The sequence below is a fragment of the Kitasatospora xanthocidica genome (assembly GCF_014656195.1).
Taxonomy (GTDB): domain Bacteria; phylum Actinomycetota; class Actinomycetes; order Streptomycetales; family Streptomycetaceae; genus Kitasatospora; species Kitasatospora xanthocidica.
This window is the reverse complement of record NZ_BNBY01000001.1, coordinates 479,101-495,021: the sequence shown is the minus strand read 5'-3', so window position 1 is coordinate 495,021 and position 15,921 is coordinate 479,101. Positions and strand designations below refer to the sequence as shown.

Genomic DNA, 15,921 nt, shown 5'->3' with positions numbered 1-15,921 from the left:
GCACCATCACCACCACCCGCGTGCTGATCGTCGACGACGAGATCCTGGTCCGCTCCGGCCTCGGCCTGATCGTCGGCTCCGCCCCCGACCTGGAGGTGGTCGGCGACTGCTCCGGCGGGCAGGCCGAGGAGCACGTCCAGCGCCTGCGCCCGCACGTGGTGCTGCTCGACATCCGGATGCCCGACCTCGACGGCATCTCGGTGCTGCGCCGGCTGCGCGCCCTGCCCGACCCGCCCGCCGTGGCGATGCTGACCACCTTCGACACCGACGAGTACATCGGCACCGCGCTCCGGGCCGGCGCGACCGGCTTCCTGCTCAAGGACACCGCCCCCGAGCAGCTGGTGCACGCCGTCCGGGTGTTGGCGGCCGGCGGCAACATCCTCTCCCCGACCGTCACCCGCACCGTGATCGGCGGCTACGTCGACGGCGGCGGCCCGGACGCCGAGGCCACCGCGCTGGCCCGCACCCTCACCGGCCGGGAGCTCGACGTGCTCGCCCTGCTCGGCGAGGGCCTGTCCAACGCCGAGATAGCCGACCGCCTCTTCCTCGGCACCGGCACCGTCAAGGACCACATCAGCGCGATCCTCGGCAAGCTCGGCGCCGCCAACCGGGTGCAGGCCGCCGTCCTCGCCCACCGGGCCGGCCTGGTCCGGCCCAAGCCCGGCGACGGGGCATGACGGCCGCCGACCACCTGCCGTCCCGCAGGCTGCCGGCCTGGTGCACCGCGCCCTGGCTGATGCTGCTGCTGCCCGTCCTGTACTCGCTGCTGGACGCCGCCCTGGTGGCCCGGGACGCCGCCTGGTGGCAGCTGTCCTTCTCGACGCTGGCCGCCGTCGCGCTGTTCTGGCGCCGCCGCTTCCCGGTCACGGTGCTGCTGCTCACCATGCCCGGCAGCTGGCTGGACGAGATCTGGCTGGCCCCGATAACCGCCGTCTACACGGTCGCCGCCGAACGCCCCCGGCCGCGGTTCGTGGTCCCCTGCGGCATCCTCTTCACCCTGGTCGAGTTCTTCCACTGGCCGCTGCCCCCCGACCTCATCGACCTGAGCCGGGCCACCGCGCTGGACGCCATCCAGGCCGTGATGCTGGCCGCCGGACCGGCCGCCACCGGCCTGCTCGCCCGCACCCGGCGCGAGCTGGCCGCCCGCCTGGACGAGCTGACCCGCGGCCAGGAGCGGGAGAGCCGCTTGCTGGCCGAGCGGGTGCTGATCACCGAGCGCGGCCGCCTCGCCCGGGAGATGCACGACGTGGTCTCGCACCAGGTCAGCCTGATCAGCATCCAGGCCGGCGCGCTGCAGGTCAGCACCGCCGACCCGGCCGCGGTGACCACCGCCCGCACCATCCGCGAACTGTCCGTACGGACCCTGGACGAGCTGCGCCAGATGGTCGGCGTGCTGCGCGGCACCGGCACGCTGCCGGACGCCCCGCTCGCCCCGCAGCCCCGGCTGGCCGACCTGCCCCGGCTGATCGAGGAGAGCGGCCTGGCCGCCGACGCCGAGCTGAACCCCGGCGACCGCCCGTGGCCGGAGGCGGTCGAGCGGGCCGCCTACCGCACCGTGCAGGAGGCGCTCACCAACATCACCAAGTACGCCCCGGAGGCGGCGGTGCACGTGAGGGTCCGGGCGAAGGGCCGCCGGCTGCGGGTGGAGGTGCGCAACGAGGCCCCGCCGGTCCACCCGGCCGAGACCCTCCCGGGCGGCGGCCACGGCCTGGTCGGCCTGCGCGAGCGCGCCCAGCTGCTGGGCGGCACCCTGACCGCCGGCCCCACCCAGGACGGCGGCTTCGAGGTCCGCGCCGAGCTCCCGGCCAGGGCTCCCTGAGGCGCGCCCCTTCGGCTCAGGAGCCCCAGAAAAAGGTGAAGCCCCGCAGATCCGTAGATCTGCGGGGCTTCGCTGTGCGCGAGGGGGGAGTTGAACCCCCACGCCCTTTCGGGCACTGGAACCTGAATCCAGCGCGTCTGCCTATTCCGCCACCCGCGCATGGGTGTTGTCCTCGTTGCCGACCGGTCTTCCGAAACGCTCGGTACCATGAGGCCTTCGCGCTTCCTTGGACCGGCCTCCCTTCCGGGCGGCCCTTCCGACGTGGAAAACATTAGCACGACCTGCGGGGCTGCTCCGAATCGCCCGTCCGGGGAGACCGACCGCATCCGAACGGGTGCGCGACGAACGCGTGCGCGAGGTGCGGACGACCGCTCCGACGGGCACACCTGGCGTGCCGTACCCGGAATGCGTCACCCTGTGTGTCCGAGCCCACCCCCGGGCACCACACGCTCCGGGAACCGTACGGAAGGGCCCGGCGTGGATACGATCAGTACGGAAGTACCGCAAGTAGGCGCGACCGGTTCCCGGGCGGGATCCGGCCGGCAGGCAGGCGAACGAACTCTGGAAGGGGGTGCCCCATGGGAGTGCTGAAGAAGTTCGAGCAGCGGCTCGAGGGTCTCGTCAACGGCACCTTCGCCAAGGTGTTCAAGTCCGAGGTCCAGCCCGTGGAGATCGCCGGGGCGCTGCAGCGCGAGTGCGACAACAACGCGAGCATCTGGAACCGCGACCGCACCGTCGTGCCGAACGACTTCATCGTCGAGCTGAGCCCGCACGACCACGAGCGCCTCAGCCCCTACTCCGGGCAGCTCGGCACCGAGCTGGCCGGCATGGTCCGCGAGTACGCCGAGGCCCAGCGGTACAGCTTCATGGGCCCGCTCCAGGTGAACCTGGAGAAGGCCGACGACCTCGACACCGGCCTGTACCGGGTGCGCAGCCGCACCCTCGCCGCCGAGGAGCCCCAGCAGTACGCCCCGCAGCAGCAGCCGCAGCAGCCCGGCTACGACCGCCCGCCGGCCGCCCCGGCCCCCGGCGCGCCGTGGCAGCAGAGCGGCGCCGCCCAGTACGGCACGCCCCCGCCGCCGGCCGCGCCCCCCGCGATGCCCTCGGGCCCGCCCTCGCCCGCCGGCGGCAACGTCCGCAACCTCCCCGGCGCCGGCCACGGCGGTGCCTCGGTCCGCCGCTGGGTCGAGGTGAACGGCGCCCGGCACCAGATCACCGGTTCGGCCTGCGTCCTGGGCCGATCCACCGAGGCCGACGTGCGGATCGACGACCCCGGGGTCTCCCGCAAGCACGCCGAGATCCGGCCCGGCACCCCTTCGATGGTGCTCGACCTGGGGTCCACCAACGGCATCGTGGTGGACGGACAGCACACCCAGCGCGCTACGCTCCGCGACGGCTCGCGAATCGTCGTGGGCTCCACCACCATCGTCTACCGGCAGGTCGAAGGGTAGTGTCCGAATTGTTCGCGCGCCTCGCTCACCGACTGGCGGGACGGTCATGTCCGAACTGACCCTCACGGTCATGCGGCTGGGCTTCCTGGCCGTGCTGTGGCTGTTCGTCATCGTCGCGATCCAGGTGATCCGCAGCGACCTCTTCGGCACCAAGGTGAACCCGCGCCCCTCCCGCCGGGGCGCGTCCGCCACGGCCGCCGGGGGTGCGCCCACCCAGGCCGCGGGTCGCCCCGCGCCCGCCCCCGCCGCCACTCCGGCCGCGGCCCCGACCCAGCCCGGCGGCGGACGCCGCCGCGGCGGGCCGACCCAGCTGGTCGTGGTGCAGGGCTCGCTGGCCGGCACCACGGTCGCGCTGCAGGGCCAGACGATCACGCTGGGCCGCGCGCACGACTCCACCATCGTGCTGGACGACGACTACGCGTCCTCTCGGCATGCCAGGATCTATCCGGATCAGACTGGGCAGTGGACGGTCGAGGATCTAGGCTCCACCAACGGCACCTATCTGGACCGGCAGCGCCTGACCGCGCCCACCCCGCTCCAGCCGGGCATGCCGATCCGTATCGGCAGGACCGTCATCGAACTGCGGAAGTAGTAGCGCATGAGGGACAGCATCCCGTCCATGACCCAGAGGGGGGCACAGGTCGCATGACCCTGGTGCTGCGCTTCGCCGCCGGCTCCCACAAGGGACTGATCCGGGAGGGGAACGAGGACTCCGGCTACGCCGGGCCGCGGCTGCTGGCCGTGGCCGACGGCATGGGCGGCGCCGCGGCCGGCGAGGTCGCTTCCTCCGAGGTGCTCGGCTCGATCGTCCGGCTGGACGAGGACGTGCCGGGCGCCGACCTGCTGACCCTGCTGGGCGACGCCGTCCAGGGCGCCAACGACCGGCTCCGGCAGATGGTCGAGGAGGACCCGCAGCTCGAAGGCATGGGCTGCACGCTGACCGCCATGCTGTGGACGGGCCAGCGGATGGGCCTGGTGCACGTCGGCGACTCCCGCGCCTACCTGCTGCGGGACGGCTCGCTGGTGCAGATCACCCAGGACCACACCTGGGTGCAGCGCCTGGTCGACGAGGGCCGGATCACGCCCGAGGAGGCCGAGACCCACCCGCAGCGCTCGCTGCTGATGCGGGCGCTGGACGGCCGCGGCCAGGTCGAGCCCGACCTGTCGATCCGCGAGGTCCGGGCCGGCGACCGCTACCTGATCTGCTCCGACGGCCTCTCCGGCCCGGTCAGCCACCAGACCCTCCAGGACACCCTCGGCAGCTACTACTCGCCCGAGCAGACCGTGCAGGAGCTGATCCAGCTCGCCCTGCGCGGCGGCGGTCCGGACAACATCACCTGCATCGTGGCGGACGTCATCGACGTCGGCGCCACGGACACCATGAGCGGCCAGTTCAACGACGTCCCGGTGGTGGTCGGCGCGGTCGCCGAGGCCCCGCCGTCCTCGGCCGCCGCCGACCGTTCGATCGCGGACACCCCGGCCGGCCGCGCGGCCGGCCTCGGCCGCGGCCCGCAGGGCGCCTTCGGCCCGGCCGAGGGCTACGAGGGAGACCCGGCGGGCGGCTTCGGCCCCGCCGAGGGCTACGAGGGCGCGTACGGCTACGGCTCCGCGGAGCCCTCGGTCTACGGCACCGAGGACTTCGACGAGGAGCAGCCGCCCGCGAAGCGCAAGCGCAAGGGGCTGACCGTCTCGCTGGCCGTCCTGGTCACGCTGGGCCTGCTCGGCGGCGCCGGGTTCTTCGGCTACCGGTGGACCCAGGACCAGTACTACGTCGGCGAGGACGGCGACCACGTCGCGGTCTACCAGGGCATCAACCAGAACCTGGCCGGCCTGAGCCTGTCCTCGGTGCACGCCTCGTACAGCGGGATCCAGCTCAAGTGGCTGCCGCAGGACCAGCGCGCGCACGTGAACAAGACCATCTCGGTCGGCAGCCTGAAGGACGCCCAGTCGACCGTCCAGGAGCTCGACGGCTGGGTCCAGCTCTGCCAGAAGGCCGCCGCCAAGACGGCCCCGGCGCAGGGCAGCCAGGCGACGCAGGCCACCAACGCGGCGTTCCTGGCGACCACGCCCACCCCGGGCGAGAAGAACCGGGGCCCGGCCGCGGCCGCCCCGACCGGCACCCCCTCGGCCACGGCGACCGCGCCGGCCACGGGCACGCCGGCCCCGGGCGCGGGCGCCACGGGCACGCCCGCCCCGACGCCGAACACCACCGCGCCGGCGACCGGGACGCAGGGCGACCCGACCCAGTTGACCGAAGACGAACTCAGCCGGGCCAACGCCTGCCCGAAGCAGTGACGTCCGTGATCCGACATAGGACCGCCCCCGGCGGTCGGTCCGGCCGTCAGGGAGCGGTCACCACGTGAGCAGCTACGACCTGAGCGAAGACACCGGCCGGTCCGGCCGTCGGCGGGCGACCGCCGGACGCGTCGTGCCCCGTCGGCGGGACAACACCACGATCTCCCCGCAGGAGGCGCCGAACCGGCGCAACACCGAGCTGGCCCTGCTGCTCTTCGCGGTCCTGCTGCCGGTCCTCGCGTACGCCAACGTCGGCCTCGCGATGGACTCCAAGCTGCCCGCCGGCATGCTCGGCTACGGGCTGGGCATGGGCGCCCTGGCGCTGGTCGCGCACCTGCTGGTGCGCCGCTTCGCGCCGTACGCGGACCCGCTGATGCTGCCGATCGCCACCCTGCTGAACGGCCTCGGGGTGGTGATGATCTGGCGGCTGGACAAGGCGGGCAAGCTGCTCAGCGGCAACTTCCCGGCGGCCCAGAACCAGCTGATGTGGTCGGGCCTCGGCATCGCGGGCTTCATCGCGGTGATGGTCTTCCTGAAGGACCACCGGGTGCTCCAGCGCTACACCTACATCTCGATGGTGGTGGCCCTGGTCCTGCTCGCCGCGCCGGCCTTCTTCCCGGCCCGGGCGGAGGACTTCGGCGCCAAGATCTGGATCCGGGTGGGCAGCTTCTCGATCCAGCCCGGCGAGTTCGCCAAGATCATCCTGACGGTGTTCTTCGCCGGCTACCTGATGGTCAAGCGGGACGCCCTGGCGCTGGCCAGCCGCCGCTTCATGGGCCTGTACCTGCCGCGCGGCCGCGACCTCGGCCCGATCGTCGTGATCTGGCTGCTCAGCCTGCTGATCCTGATCTTCGAGAACGACCTCGGCACGTCCTTCCTGTTCTTCGGCCTGTTCGTGGTGATGCTCTACGTCGCCACCGAGCGGACCAGCTGGATCCTGTTCGGCCTGCTGATGTCCGTCGGCGGCGCGGTCCTGGTCGCCTCGACCGCCAGCCACGTGAAGATCCGCATCAACGCCTGGCTCGACCCGATGGCCGCCTTCGCCCCGAAGCCGCCGCCCGGCGCCACCGAGCAGATCGGCCAGTCGCTGATGGCGCTCGGCTCCGGCGGCGTCACCGGCTCCGGCCTCGGCCAGGGCCGGTCCTGGCTGATCAACTTCGCCGCCAAGAGCGACTTCATCCTGGGCTCCTTCGGCGAGGAGCTCGGACTCACCGGCATGATGGCGATCTTCCTGCTGTACGGGCTGCTGATCCAGCGCGGCCTGCGCACCGCGATCGCCGCCCGCGACCCCTTCGGCAAGCTGTTCGCCGTCGGCCTCGCCTCGGCGATGGCGCTGCAGGTGTTCGTCGTGGCCGGCGGTGTGACCGGACTGATCCCGCTGACCGGTATGACCATGCCGTTCCTCGCGCAGGGCGGTTCGTCCGTGGTCGCGAACTGGGCGCTGGTCGCGATCCTGCTGAAGATCAGCGACAGCGCCCGCCGCCCCGGCGTCGAGCCGACCCCCGCCACCGAGGGCCCGGGAGGACCCGCCCGATGAACAAGCCGATCCGCCGGGTCTCGATCTTCTGCCTCGTCCTGATACTGGCCCTGATGGTGCGCACCAACTGGGTGCAGGGCGTCCAGGCCGAGTCCTGGGCCACCGACAAGAACAACAAGCGCCAGCTGTACGACCGGTACGCCCACCCGCGCGGCAACATCATCGCGAGCGGCCAGCCGGTCACGAAGTCCGACTTCGTCAACGGCCTGCGCTTCAAGTACCAGCGCTCCTGGGTGGACGGCCCGATGTGGGCGCCGGTCACCGGCTACGCCACCCAGTTCCAGAGCGTCGGCCTGGAGGCGCTGGAGGACGGCATCCTCTCCGGCAGCGACGACCGGCTGTTCTTCCGCAACACCCTGGACATGCTGACCGGCGAGCCGAAGCGCGGCGGCGACGTCGTCACCACGATCAACGCCAAGGTCCAGAAGGCCGCCTGGGACGCCATGGGCAACAAGAAGGGCGCCGCGGTCGCGATCGACCCGAAGACCGGCGCCATCCTCGCCATGGTCTCCACGCCGTCCTTCGACCCGGGCAGCTTCTCCGGCTTCGACGGCGCCTCGACCAAGGCCTGGAACGACCTCAACGCCGATCCGAACAAGCCGCTGCTCAACCGGGCGCTCAAGGAGACGTACCCGCCCGGCTCGACGTTCAAGCTGGTCACCGCGACCGCCGCGTTCGAGAACGGCATGTTCCAGGGCGTCGACGACGCCACGACCACGCCCGAGCCGTACATCCTGCCCGGCACCACCACGCAGCTGAAGAACGAGAGCCCCGACGAGCGCTGCGAGAACGCCACCGTCAAGTCCGGGATGGACCAGTCCTGCAACACGGTCTTCGCCAAGATCGGCGCCGACCTGGGCAAGGAGAAGATGCGGGCGCAGGCCGAGAAGTTCGGCTTCAACAGCACGATCGACATCCCCGTCCGCTCCGAGAAGAGCGTCTTCCCGGACAGCAAGAGCCTGGACGGCACCGCCCAGGACTCGATCGGCCAGCACGACACCCGCGCCACCCCGCTGCAGATGGCCATGGTCTCCGCCGCGATCTGCAACAACGGCAGCCTGATGCAGCCCTACCTGGTCGACCAGGAGCGCTCGGCCTCGCTGACCACCATCTCCAAGCACACCGAGAAGCAGTTCTCCCAGGCCATGAGCCCGTCCACCGCGCAGAAGATGCAGGACCTGATGGTCTCGGTGGTCGAGAACGGCACCGGCAAGACCGCCAGGATCCCCGGCGTGCAGGTCGGCGGCAAGACCGGCACCGCGCAGCACGGCGAGGACAACGCCGGGCTGCCCTTCGCCTGGTTCACCTCCTGGGCCAAGGGCGCCGACGGCCAGTCGGTGGCGGTCGCGGTGGTGGTCGAGGACGGCTCGCAGAACCGCGACGGCATCAGCGGCGGCCGGCTCGCGGCCCCGATCGCCAAGGCGGTGATGCAGGCCGCACTCGGCAAGTAGGCAGCCCCGTCCCGGGTGAGGGGAATGTCACGATCGGCACCCCCGTCCGGATACCGGTCTGATATCGGCCGACGGCTGACTCCGGTCCGATGGGGTGCGACCGGTAGCGTATCCGCCAGCAGCGGGTGTGCCCGTTGCCGCCCGTGAGGCACCGCACGGCCCGGCCGGAGAACCGGTCGCGGTCCGCGCGGCGTCACCCAGAGCGTGCGGGGACACCTACGTCACAACCTCACCGGCGGGTGAGGGAGAGGGTCGGAACTATGGAAGAGCCTCGTCGCCTAGGCGGCAGGTACGAGCTCGGCGGCGTCCTCGGGCGCGGCGGCATGGCCGAGGTGTACCTCGCCCATGACACCCGGCTCGGCCGTTCCGTCGCTGTGAAGACGCTCCGGGCCGACATGGCCAGGGATCCGTCGTTCCAGGCCCGGTTCCGCCGCGAGGCGCAGTCGGCGGCGTCCCTGAACCACCCCGCGATCGTCGCCGTGTACGACACCGGCGAGGACTACATCGACGGCATCTCCATCCCGTACATCGTGATGGAGTACGTCGAGGGGTCGACGCTGCGGGAGCTGCTGCACTCCGGACGCCGGCTGCTGCCGGAGCGCGCGCTGGAGATGACCATCGGCATCCTCCAGGCCCTGGAGTACTCGCACCGGGCCGGCATCGTGCACCGCGACATCAAGCCCGCCAACGTGATGCTGACCCGGCAGGGCAACGTCAAGGTCATGGACTTCGGCATCGCCCGCGCGATGGGTGACGCCGGGATGACCATGACGCAGACCTCGGCCGTCATCGGCACCGCCCAGTACCTCTCCCCCGAGCAGGCCAAGGGCGAGCAGGTCGACGCCCGCTCCGACCTGTACTCCACCGGCTGCCTGCTCTACGAGCTGCTGACCGTCCGCCCGCCGTTCATCGGCGACTCGCCGGTCGCGGTGGCCTACCAGCACGTCCGGGAGGAGCCGCAGCCGCCGTCGGTCTTCGACCCGGAGGTCCGCCCCGAGATCGACGCGATCGTGCTGAAGGCGCTCGCCAAGGAGCGCGACTACCGGTACCAGAGCGCCGACGAGATGCGCGACGACATCGAGCGCTTCCTCGACGGCCTGCCGGTGGCCGCCGCCCAGCAGGCCGCCTACGGCATGGGCTCGGCCGGCTACGGCTACGACCAGAACGGCTACCCGCAGCAGCACGACCCGTACGGCCAGACCAACGTGCTGCCGCAGCAGCCCGGCGGCGGCCCGACCACCCTCCTGCCGCAGGCCTCCGGGCAGCCCGGCTACGGGCAGCAGGGCGGCTACCCGGACGACGGCTACGGCCAGACCTACGCCGGCCAGGGCGGCAACGACGACGGCCAGGGCCGCGCCGGCCGACGCGGCGAGGAGCAGCCGAAGAAGAGCAACACCTCCTGGATCGTGCTGGCGATCGCCGCCGTGCTGGTCCTGGTCGGCACCTTCTTCGTGGCCCAGGCGATGTTCGGCGACAAGGGCACGAAGGACCCGGTGAAGGTCGCCGCGCCGAACCTGGTGGGCAAGACCCTCGCCGACGCGAAGACCGCCGCCGCCGCGGCCGGTTCCAAGCTGGTGGTGGCGGAGGGCGAGAAGCTCGCCTGCCCGGACGCCAACATCAAGAAGGACCAGGTCTGCACCCAGAACCCGGTGGCCGGGCTCCAGGTCGCCGAGACCTCGACCATCACGGTGCAGCTCTCCTCCGGCCCCGCGAAGGCGACCGTGCCGCCGGTGGTCGGCAAGACCAAGGACCAGGCACTGCAGGCGCTGGCCGCGGCCGGCTTCACCAACGTCGGCACCCCGGAGTACAAGGACGACGACAACGCCCCGCAGGACACCGTCACCGCGCAGGACCCGGCGGCCAACGCGTCCGCCGACCCGACCGCGCCGATCAAGCTGACGGTCTCCCAGGGCAAGACCAAGATCAACGTCCCGAACGTGGTCGGCGCCCAGAAGGAGGACGCGCAGAACACGCTGCAGGGCCTCGGGTTCCAGGTGGTGTTCGCCGCGCAGAGTACGCCGGCCCCCGACCCCTCCAAGGTCAACACGGTCGCCCAGCAGTCCGTCCAGCCCAACACCAAAGCCGCGGCCAACACCAAGATCACCCTGACGGTCTTCAAGGCCCCGGACAAGGCCCAGGTCCCGCCGCTGCAGAACCAGAAGCTGTCGGACGCCATCGCCCAGCTCTCAAAGGCGGGCCTCGGCTACACCGTGGTCAACGGCCCGCAGGACCCGAACGCGATCGTCCAGCAGAGCATCCCCGGAGCCGGCACCCAGGTCGACCCGAACACCCAGGTCCAGCTGATCACGAAGCCCGCCGACCCGCCCAAAGGGGGCGAGCCCACCACCACACCCCCCAAAGGGGACCACTAAGCCTCCGATATTCCCCTGGTTTAACTGAGCCCCAAAACGCCCGACCGGATTCCCCGGTCGGGCGTTTGGCATATTTGGCACCATTGAAGCAAAAATGAGCCATAGGGGCAAAGAGTCACCAGGAGAGGGAAATTTTCCATACCGACACAAATCTATCGATACACGCGGAATACCCACCAGGCCTTGACGCCAGCCATGCCGCAAGGGAAGCATGGGACTTCCACGAACCAGATAGAATCCAAGAACGGAGCGCCTGCCTCAATGGGCAACAGACAGAAGATAATTCTAAAGATGTCGACCATCGCCTCAGCTACCGCCTTGCTCCTGGTCTCCCAGCCAGCATCCGCCGCACCAGCAACTCCAGCAACGTCAACCGCCTTGACCCCAACGAGGATCATCAACATTGCGACCAAGAAATGTCTTGAAGTCGCCGACTGGCGGATCGATGATGGTACACCGATCCGCCAATGGGACTGCACCGGTGGCGCGAACCAGTCCTGGTACATCGTGGACATTTACGGCGTAAATCGGTTCACCCTCGCCAACGCTTTTACCCACAAGTGCGTCGACATCCCCGGCGAAAACGCATACGCCGGAGCCGCACTCGTTCAATGGGAATGCAACTACAACGCCAATCAGCGTTTCTGGAAGTACTCGGCCAGCAGTACGGGTCCGGTGTACAGCTTCCAGTGGAATCGCTATGCCATCGAAATCGGTGGATTCAGCTCCAACAACGGTGCGCCCGCTCAGCTGTGGGACATCAATGGCGGCACCAATCAGGCCTGGTATGCGGGCGACTGATTTCCGAAGTCGACCATTGGTGCTAATCGCCACACCTCAGGAGCGGCGCAGCTCCGGCGGCGGGGTGCGCTTGGCGTCCACGTCGTCCACCCGCACCAGGCTCCCCCAGACCGCCATCCGGTAGCGCGAGGTGTAGACCGGGGTGCAGGTGGTCAGCGTGATGTAGCGGCCGGGGCCGGCGTACCCGGAGCGGGCCGGGACGGGCGCGACGATGCCGGTGTCGTACTTGGAGGTCTCCGCCAGGGTGTTGTCGACCTTGTAGACGTACCACTTGTCCTTGGTCTCGACGACGACCGCGTCGCCCTTGTGGACGGCGTCCAGGTCGTGGAACTTGGCGCCGTGGCCGTCCCGGTGCGCGGCCAGCGAGAAGTTGCCCGCCTGGTCCCAGGGCATCGCGGCCCGGTACGGCTGCTCGTAGACGCCCGCCACGCCCTCGTCCAGGACCTCCGTGGAGGTGCCCATCCGGATCAGCACCTGGTAGTCCCGGCCCATCGCCGGGACGTGCAGGAAGCCGACGTCGTCCCCGGCCGCGAACCTCTCCGGCGCGGACGGCGCGCCCGGGGCGGGGGTGGTGCCGGGCGCGGCCGAGGGGCCGGCGGTCGGGCCGGCCGCCCAGGAGCCGCGGAGGCGGTCGGCGGCCTGCGAGGCCGCGCGGTCGGCCTGCACGTTGGTCCACCACAGCGAGTAGGCCACGAACAGGCCGAGCACCAGGCCCAGGGTGATCAGCAGCTCGCCGAACACCCCGAGCGCGGCCAGCGCCCGGCTCCGCCCCCGCCCGGCCGGCGGGGCGGCCTCCCGCCCCGGTCCGACGGGCTGCGCGGTCTCGTCGTCCTGCATCTGCGGTGCTCCCCCTCCGGGCCCGGCGTCCGGGCGGCTACCCGCCCGAGATCGCGGCCGGCTTGCCTTGGCTGCGCGGCCGTTCCTCGATCATCTTCCCAAAGACGATGAGACGGAACTTGGAGGTGAACTCCGGAGTGCAGGTGGTCAGCGTGATGTAGCGGCCGGGGCCGGCGTACCCGGCGCCGTTCGGCACCGGCTTGATCACGCTCACGTTGCTGGGCGAGGTCTCCGGGATGCCGCCGGTGACCTCGTAGGTGAAGTACCCCGCGGCGGTCTCCACCACGATCTTGTCGCCCTTGCCCAGCTGGTTGATGTACCGGAAGGGCTCGCCGTGGGTGTTGCGGTGGGCGGCCAGCGCGAAGTTGCCCGCCTTGTCGCCCGGCATGCCGGTGCCGGGGTAGTGGCCGACCAGGCCCTTGTCGAGCACCGCCGGCTTGGAGGTGCCCTCGGCGATCGGGAACTTCAGCCCCAGCTTGGGCAGGTAGATGATGGCGAAGCCCTTGCCCGGCTCGAACACCTCGGGCTTGTTCGGGTCCGGGGCCGGCTGCCCCGGCTGGGCGGGCGGCGGCGCCGCGTCGAACTGCTGCTCCAGCTTGTTGCGGGCCCCGTCCGCGGCCGCGTCGGCCTGCACGTTGGTCCACCAGAGCTGGTAGGCGACGAAGAGCAGCATCACCACGCCGAGCGTTATGCACAGCTCGCCGACGCCCCGGGCCGCCACCACCAGCACGGACTCCTTGGGGCGCGGCCGCCCCGCGGCGCGGCCGCCCGCCCGGCGTCGCCCGTTGCCCGAACGGATCGCCGTCCGGCCCTGGGCGGCCCGGCGGCGCTCGGCCCGGCCGCCGGTGGCCGGGACCGGCTCGGCGGCCGGCCCGCCCACCCCTACGGGCAGGCGCAGCTGGAGGGTCTGGTCGGGCAGCCACGGGTACTCGGGCCCGCCCGCGAGGGGCTCCTCGGCCTGCTCGTACACGCCCCAGGCGTCCTCGGGCACGGTCCGGACCGGGGACTCCTGCCGGTACGGGTCGTCACCGTACGGCTGGTCGCCGTACTGCGGACCGCCGTGCGGCGAACCGCCGTAGCGGCCCCCGCCCTGCTCGGGACCCCCGTAGTGCTGCGCGCCGCCGTACGGGTCCGCCTCCGGCTGGTAACGCCCCTCCGGACGCAGCGCGGTCACGCCGCTCAGCCCCGGCCGATCACCGGGGCGAGCCCGGCCGACCGGTCGACGGCCTGCGGGAAGCCGCACTCCGCGAGCCAGTTGGCGAGCATCCGGTGCCCGCCCTCGGTGAGCACCGACTCCGGGTGGAACTGCACGCCCTCGACCGGCAGTTCACGGTGCCTCAGGCCCATGATCACACCGCTCTCGGTCCGCGCGGTGACCACCAGCTCCGCCGGCACGGTGGCCGGCTCGACCGCGAGCGAGTGGTAGCGGGTCGCGGTCAGCGGCGAGGGCAGGCCCTCGAACACCCCGCCGTCCTCGTGCTCGACCAGCGAGGTCTTGCCGTGCAGCAGCTCCGGCGCCCGGCCCACCACGGCACCGTAGGCGACCGCGAGCGACTGCAGGCCCAGGCAGACGCCGAACACCGGCAGCCCGATCCGGGCGCAGTGGTGCACCATCTCGATGCACACCCCGGCCTCCTCGGGGGCACCGGGCCCGGGGGAGAGCAGGACCCCGTCGAAGCCCTCCTCGCCCGAGCGCCGGACGGCGTGCTCGACGGTCACCTCGTCGTTGCGCACCACCTCGCAGGTGGCGCCGAGCTGGTACAGGTACTGGACCAGGTTGAAGACGAAGCTGTCGTAGTTGTCCACCACCAGGATGCGGGGCGGGGTCGACTGGGTGGTCATGCGCGCGTGGTCTCCGTGGGATGCGGTGCTGGATGGAAGTACCGGGCCGCCCGGGTCAGCCGCTCGCTGCGCCGTCGCCGCCGTCCACTGTGACGTCGCCGAAGGGGAGCAATGGTTCCGCCCACGGGAAGACGTACGTGAAGAGCAGGTAGACGATCCCCAGGATCAGGAGCACCGAAATGGCGGCCTTCACCAGGGTGTTCCCCGGGAGGTGACGCCAGATGAAGCCGTACATGGTGCTCCCTCGTCGTAGCAGACTGGGTCAAGAGTAGACCCGCCCCCCACGGCCGCGAGGCCGGTCCGCTACTGCTGCCCGCCCGCCGAACGCAGCTCGGTGGTACCGGAGTACCCCGGCAGGGTGAGGTCGCCGCTCTCCTGGACCTTCCAGCCCAGCCCGTACGCCTGGACGTACTGCAGGTAGTTGCGGATCGTCGGGTCCGCGTCGACGGCCGAGCGCAGCGCCTCGGTCCGGCCGACCGCCTTGACCACGTACGGCGGGGAGTAGACCCGCCCCTGGAGCAGCAGGGTGTTGCCGACGCAGCGGACCGCGCTGGTGGAGATCAGCCGCTGGTCCATCACCTGGACGCCCTCCGCGCCGCCCCGCCACAGCGCGTTGACCACGGCCTGGATGTCCTGCTGGTGGATGACCAGGTCGTTGACGCCGGGCTCGGGGACGCCGGGGATGCGCGCGGTGGCGTTCGGCGGGGCATCGTTGAGGGTGACGGTCAGGCCGCCGCCCTGCAGCGGCTCCAGGGCGGCGCCGGCCCGCAGTCCGTCCAGCCGGGCCGCGTCGGCGGGGCTGTGGCCCTGCTGCTCGGTGAGGTCCTGGGCCCGGTCCTGGAGGTCGGCGAGCTGGGACTGCGCCTGCTGGTTCTGCGCGCTGCGCTGGCGGATCACGTCGCCGAGGCTCAGCAGCGAGTTGTCGGTCCGCAGGTCGGTGCCGCGGGCGGTCTGCGCGCTGATGTAGAAGAGCAGACCGGCGAGCGCGAAGACGGCGCAGGTCAGGGCACGTCCGACAATTCGGGTACCGGAAGGGCGGGTAGGGGCCGGCTCCGGGGGAATCGACAAATTAGTCACCGTACCCTTATCTCCTCAAGACCCGCCGAGCCACTACGCTAACGGACGCCGGTGGCACGTGCGGAGCCGTCCCCCTCGGGGTGTTCTCCGCTGCCGACCGCCGACCTACCCGACCCACCCGCTGCACCTCTGCGCGGTCTCACAGCGCATCGACAGGAGAACCCCTCGTGCCGAAGTCTCGACTCCGCAAGAAGTCCGACTACACCCCGCCGACCACGGCCGTGGTGAAGATCAGCTCGGGCCGCGGCTGGGTCGCGCCGCTGATGCTGGCACTGTTCCTGATCGGCCTGGTGTGGATCGTCACCTACTACGTGACCAGCGGCACCTACCCGGTCGAGAGCTGGCGGAACTGGAACATCCTGGTGGGCTTCGGCTTCATCGCCGCGGGCTTCGGCGTCTCCACCCAGTGGAAGTGACGACCCGCTCGTCCTGAGGCCCG

Annotated in this window: 15 protein-coding genes and 1 tRNA gene; 10 read left to right on the top strand and 6 right to left on the bottom strand. The window is 71.2% G+C overall.

What is annotated here, in order from left to right; genetic code table 11:
- The first annotated feature begins 23 nt into the window (after positions 1–23).
- Together IE332_RS02160 and IE332_RS02155 are read left to right on the top strand one after the other, a co-directional pair.
- Positions 24–677: a response regulator gene (locus IE332_RS02160; protein WP_478311772.1), complete on the top strand. Its 654-nt coding sequence runs from the start codon at positions 24–26 to the stop codon at positions 675–677.
- Positions 674–1,819 (top strand): sensor histidine kinase, encoded by a 1,146-nt coding sequence (locus IE332_RS02155; RefSeq protein ID WP_189913300.1) that lies wholly within the window; start codon positions 674–676, stop codon positions 1,817–1,819. Before IE332_RS02160 ends, IE332_RS02155 begins: the two co-directional genes overlap by 4 nt.
- A 75-nt stretch (positions 1,820–1,894) precedes the next feature.
- Here the strand turns inward: IE332_RS02155 and IE332_RS02150 are convergent.
- Positions 1,895–1,978: transfer RNA gene (locus IE332_RS02150), tRNA-Leu, on the bottom strand.
- A 419-nt stretch (positions 1,979–2,397) separates the two neighbouring features.
- Here IE332_RS02150 and IE332_RS02145 point away from each other — a divergent pair.
- The 7 genes from IE332_RS02145 (at position 2,398) to IE332_RS02115 (ending at position 11,726) form a co-directional block, all read left to right on the top strand.
- A complete protein-coding gene (locus tag IE332_RS02145; RefSeq protein ID WP_189913299.1) occupies positions 2,398–3,270 on the top strand; it encodes an FHA domain-containing protein in 873 nt (290 codons plus the stop codon).
- A gap of 46 nt (positions 3,271–3,316) precedes the next feature.
- Positions 3,317–3,862, top strand: a complete 546-nt coding sequence (locus IE332_RS02140; protein ID WP_189913298.1) for an FHA domain-containing protein FhaB/FipA — start codon at positions 3,317–3,319, stop codon at positions 3,860–3,862.
- A 53-nt stretch (positions 3,863–3,915) separates the two neighbouring features.
- Complete coding sequence (locus IE332_RS02135) at positions 3,916–5,565, top strand: PP2C family protein-serine/threonine phosphatase (protein ID WP_189913297.1); 1,650 nt, start codon at positions 3,916–3,918, stop codon at positions 5,563–5,565.
- A 133-nt stretch (positions 5,566–5,698) separates the two neighbouring features.
- Complete coding sequence (locus tag IE332_RS02130; protein ID WP_229928259.1) at positions 5,699–7,102, top strand: FtsW/RodA/SpoVE family cell cycle protein; 1,404 nt, start codon at positions 5,699–5,701, stop codon at positions 7,100–7,102.
- Complete coding sequence (locus IE332_RS02125; protein ID WP_189913295.1) at positions 7,099–8,553, top strand: peptidoglycan D,D-transpeptidase FtsI family protein; 1,455 nt, start codon at positions 7,099–7,101, stop codon at positions 8,551–8,553. The genes IE332_RS02130 and IE332_RS02125 overlap by 4 nt, the downstream gene beginning before the upstream one ends.
- A 260-nt stretch (positions 8,554–8,813) precedes the next feature.
- Positions 8,814–10,925, top strand: coding sequence for a Stk1 family PASTA domain-containing Ser/Thr kinase (gene pknB, locus IE332_RS02120; protein WP_189913294.1), 2,112 nt, complete (start codon positions 8,814–8,816; stop codon positions 10,923–10,925).
- Positions 10,926–11,216: 291 nt separating this feature from the next.
- A complete protein-coding gene (locus IE332_RS02115) occupies positions 11,217–11,726 on the top strand; it encodes an RICIN domain-containing protein (protein WP_189913293.1) in 510 nt (169 codons plus the stop codon).
- 36 nt (positions 11,727–11,762) lie between these two features.
- On the opposite strand, the gene IE332_RS02110 is transcribed toward IE332_RS02115, so the two are convergent.
- From IE332_RS02110 to IE332_RS02090, 5 genes are all read right to left on the bottom strand, one after another.
- On the bottom strand, positions 11,763–12,563 hold the full coding sequence (locus IE332_RS02110) for a class E sortase (RefSeq protein WP_189913292.1): 801 nt from the start codon (positions 12,561–12,563) through the stop codon (positions 11,763–11,765).
- Positions 12,564–12,600: 37 nt separating this feature from the next.
- Positions 12,601–13,737: a class E sortase gene (locus IE332_RS02105; protein WP_229928224.1), complete on the bottom strand. Its 1,137-nt coding sequence runs from the start codon at positions 13,735–13,737 to the stop codon at positions 12,601–12,603.
- A gap of 5 nt (positions 13,738–13,742) precedes the next feature.
- Complete coding sequence (locus IE332_RS02100) at positions 13,743–14,405, bottom strand: aminodeoxychorismate/anthranilate synthase component II (protein WP_189913290.1); 663 nt, start codon at positions 14,403–14,405, stop codon at positions 13,743–13,745.
- Between the two features lie 55 nt (positions 14,406–14,460).
- On the bottom strand, positions 14,461–14,640 hold the full coding sequence (locus tag IE332_RS02095) for a hypothetical protein (RefSeq protein ID WP_189913289.1): 180 nt from the start codon (positions 14,638–14,640) through the stop codon (positions 14,461–14,463).
- 68 nt (positions 14,641–14,708) lie between these two features.
- Positions 14,709–15,473 carry a DUF881 domain-containing protein gene (locus IE332_RS02090; RefSeq protein WP_373313666.1) on the bottom strand — a complete coding sequence of 255 codons (765 nt, stop codon included), beginning with the start codon at positions 15,471–15,473 and terminating at the stop codon, positions 14,709–14,711.
- Between the two features lie 176 nt (positions 15,474–15,649).
- Here IE332_RS02090 and crgA point away from each other — a divergent pair, with 176 nt between their 5' ends.
- Complete coding sequence (crgA, locus tag IE332_RS02085) at positions 15,650–15,898, top strand: cell division protein CrgA (protein ID WP_189913287.1); 249 nt, start codon at positions 15,650–15,652, stop codon at positions 15,896–15,898.
- The last annotated feature ends 23 nt before the right edge of the window (positions 15,899–15,921 follow it).

What these genes read in the sequence shown, in the direction of transcription:
- IE332_RS02115 (WP_189913293.1), top strand. Translation starts at nt 11,217, where the DNA reads ATGTCGACCATCGCCTCAGCTACCGCCTTGCTCCTGGTCTCCCAGCCA.
- IE332_RS02155 (WP_189913300.1), top strand. Translation starts at nt 674, where the DNA reads ATGACGGCCGCCGACCACCTGCCGTCCCGCAGGCTGCCGGCCTGGTGC.
- IE332_RS02110 (WP_189913292.1), bottom strand. Translation starts at nt 12,563, where the DNA reads ATGCAGGACGACGAGACCGCGCAGCCCGTCGGACCGGGGCGGGAGGCC.
- IE332_RS02135 (WP_189913297.1), top strand. Translation starts at nt 3,916, where the DNA reads ATGACCCTGGTGCTGCGCTTCGCCGCCGGCTCCCACAAGGGACTGATC.
- IE332_RS02100 (WP_189913290.1), bottom strand. Translation starts at nt 14,405, where the DNA reads ATGACCACCCAGTCGACCCCGCCCCGCATCCTGGTGGTGGACAACTAC.
- IE332_RS02140 (WP_189913298.1), top strand. Translation starts at nt 3,317, where the DNA reads ATGTCCGAACTGACCCTCACGGTCATGCGGCTGGGCTTCCTGGCCGTG.
- IE332_RS02095 (WP_189913289.1), bottom strand. Translation starts at nt 14,640, where the DNA reads ATGTACGGCTTCATCTGGCGTCACCTCCCGGGGAACACCCTGGTGAAG.
- IE332_RS02145 (WP_189913299.1), top strand. Translation starts at nt 2,398, where the DNA reads ATGGGAGTGCTGAAGAAGTTCGAGCAGCGGCTCGAGGGTCTCGTCAAC.
- IE332_RS02125 (WP_189913295.1), top strand. Translation starts at nt 7,099, where the DNA reads ATGAACAAGCCGATCCGCCGGGTCTCGATCTTCTGCCTCGTCCTGATA.
- pknB (WP_189913294.1), top strand. Translation starts at nt 8,814, where the DNA reads ATGGAAGAGCCTCGTCGCCTAGGCGGCAGGTACGAGCTCGGCGGCGTC.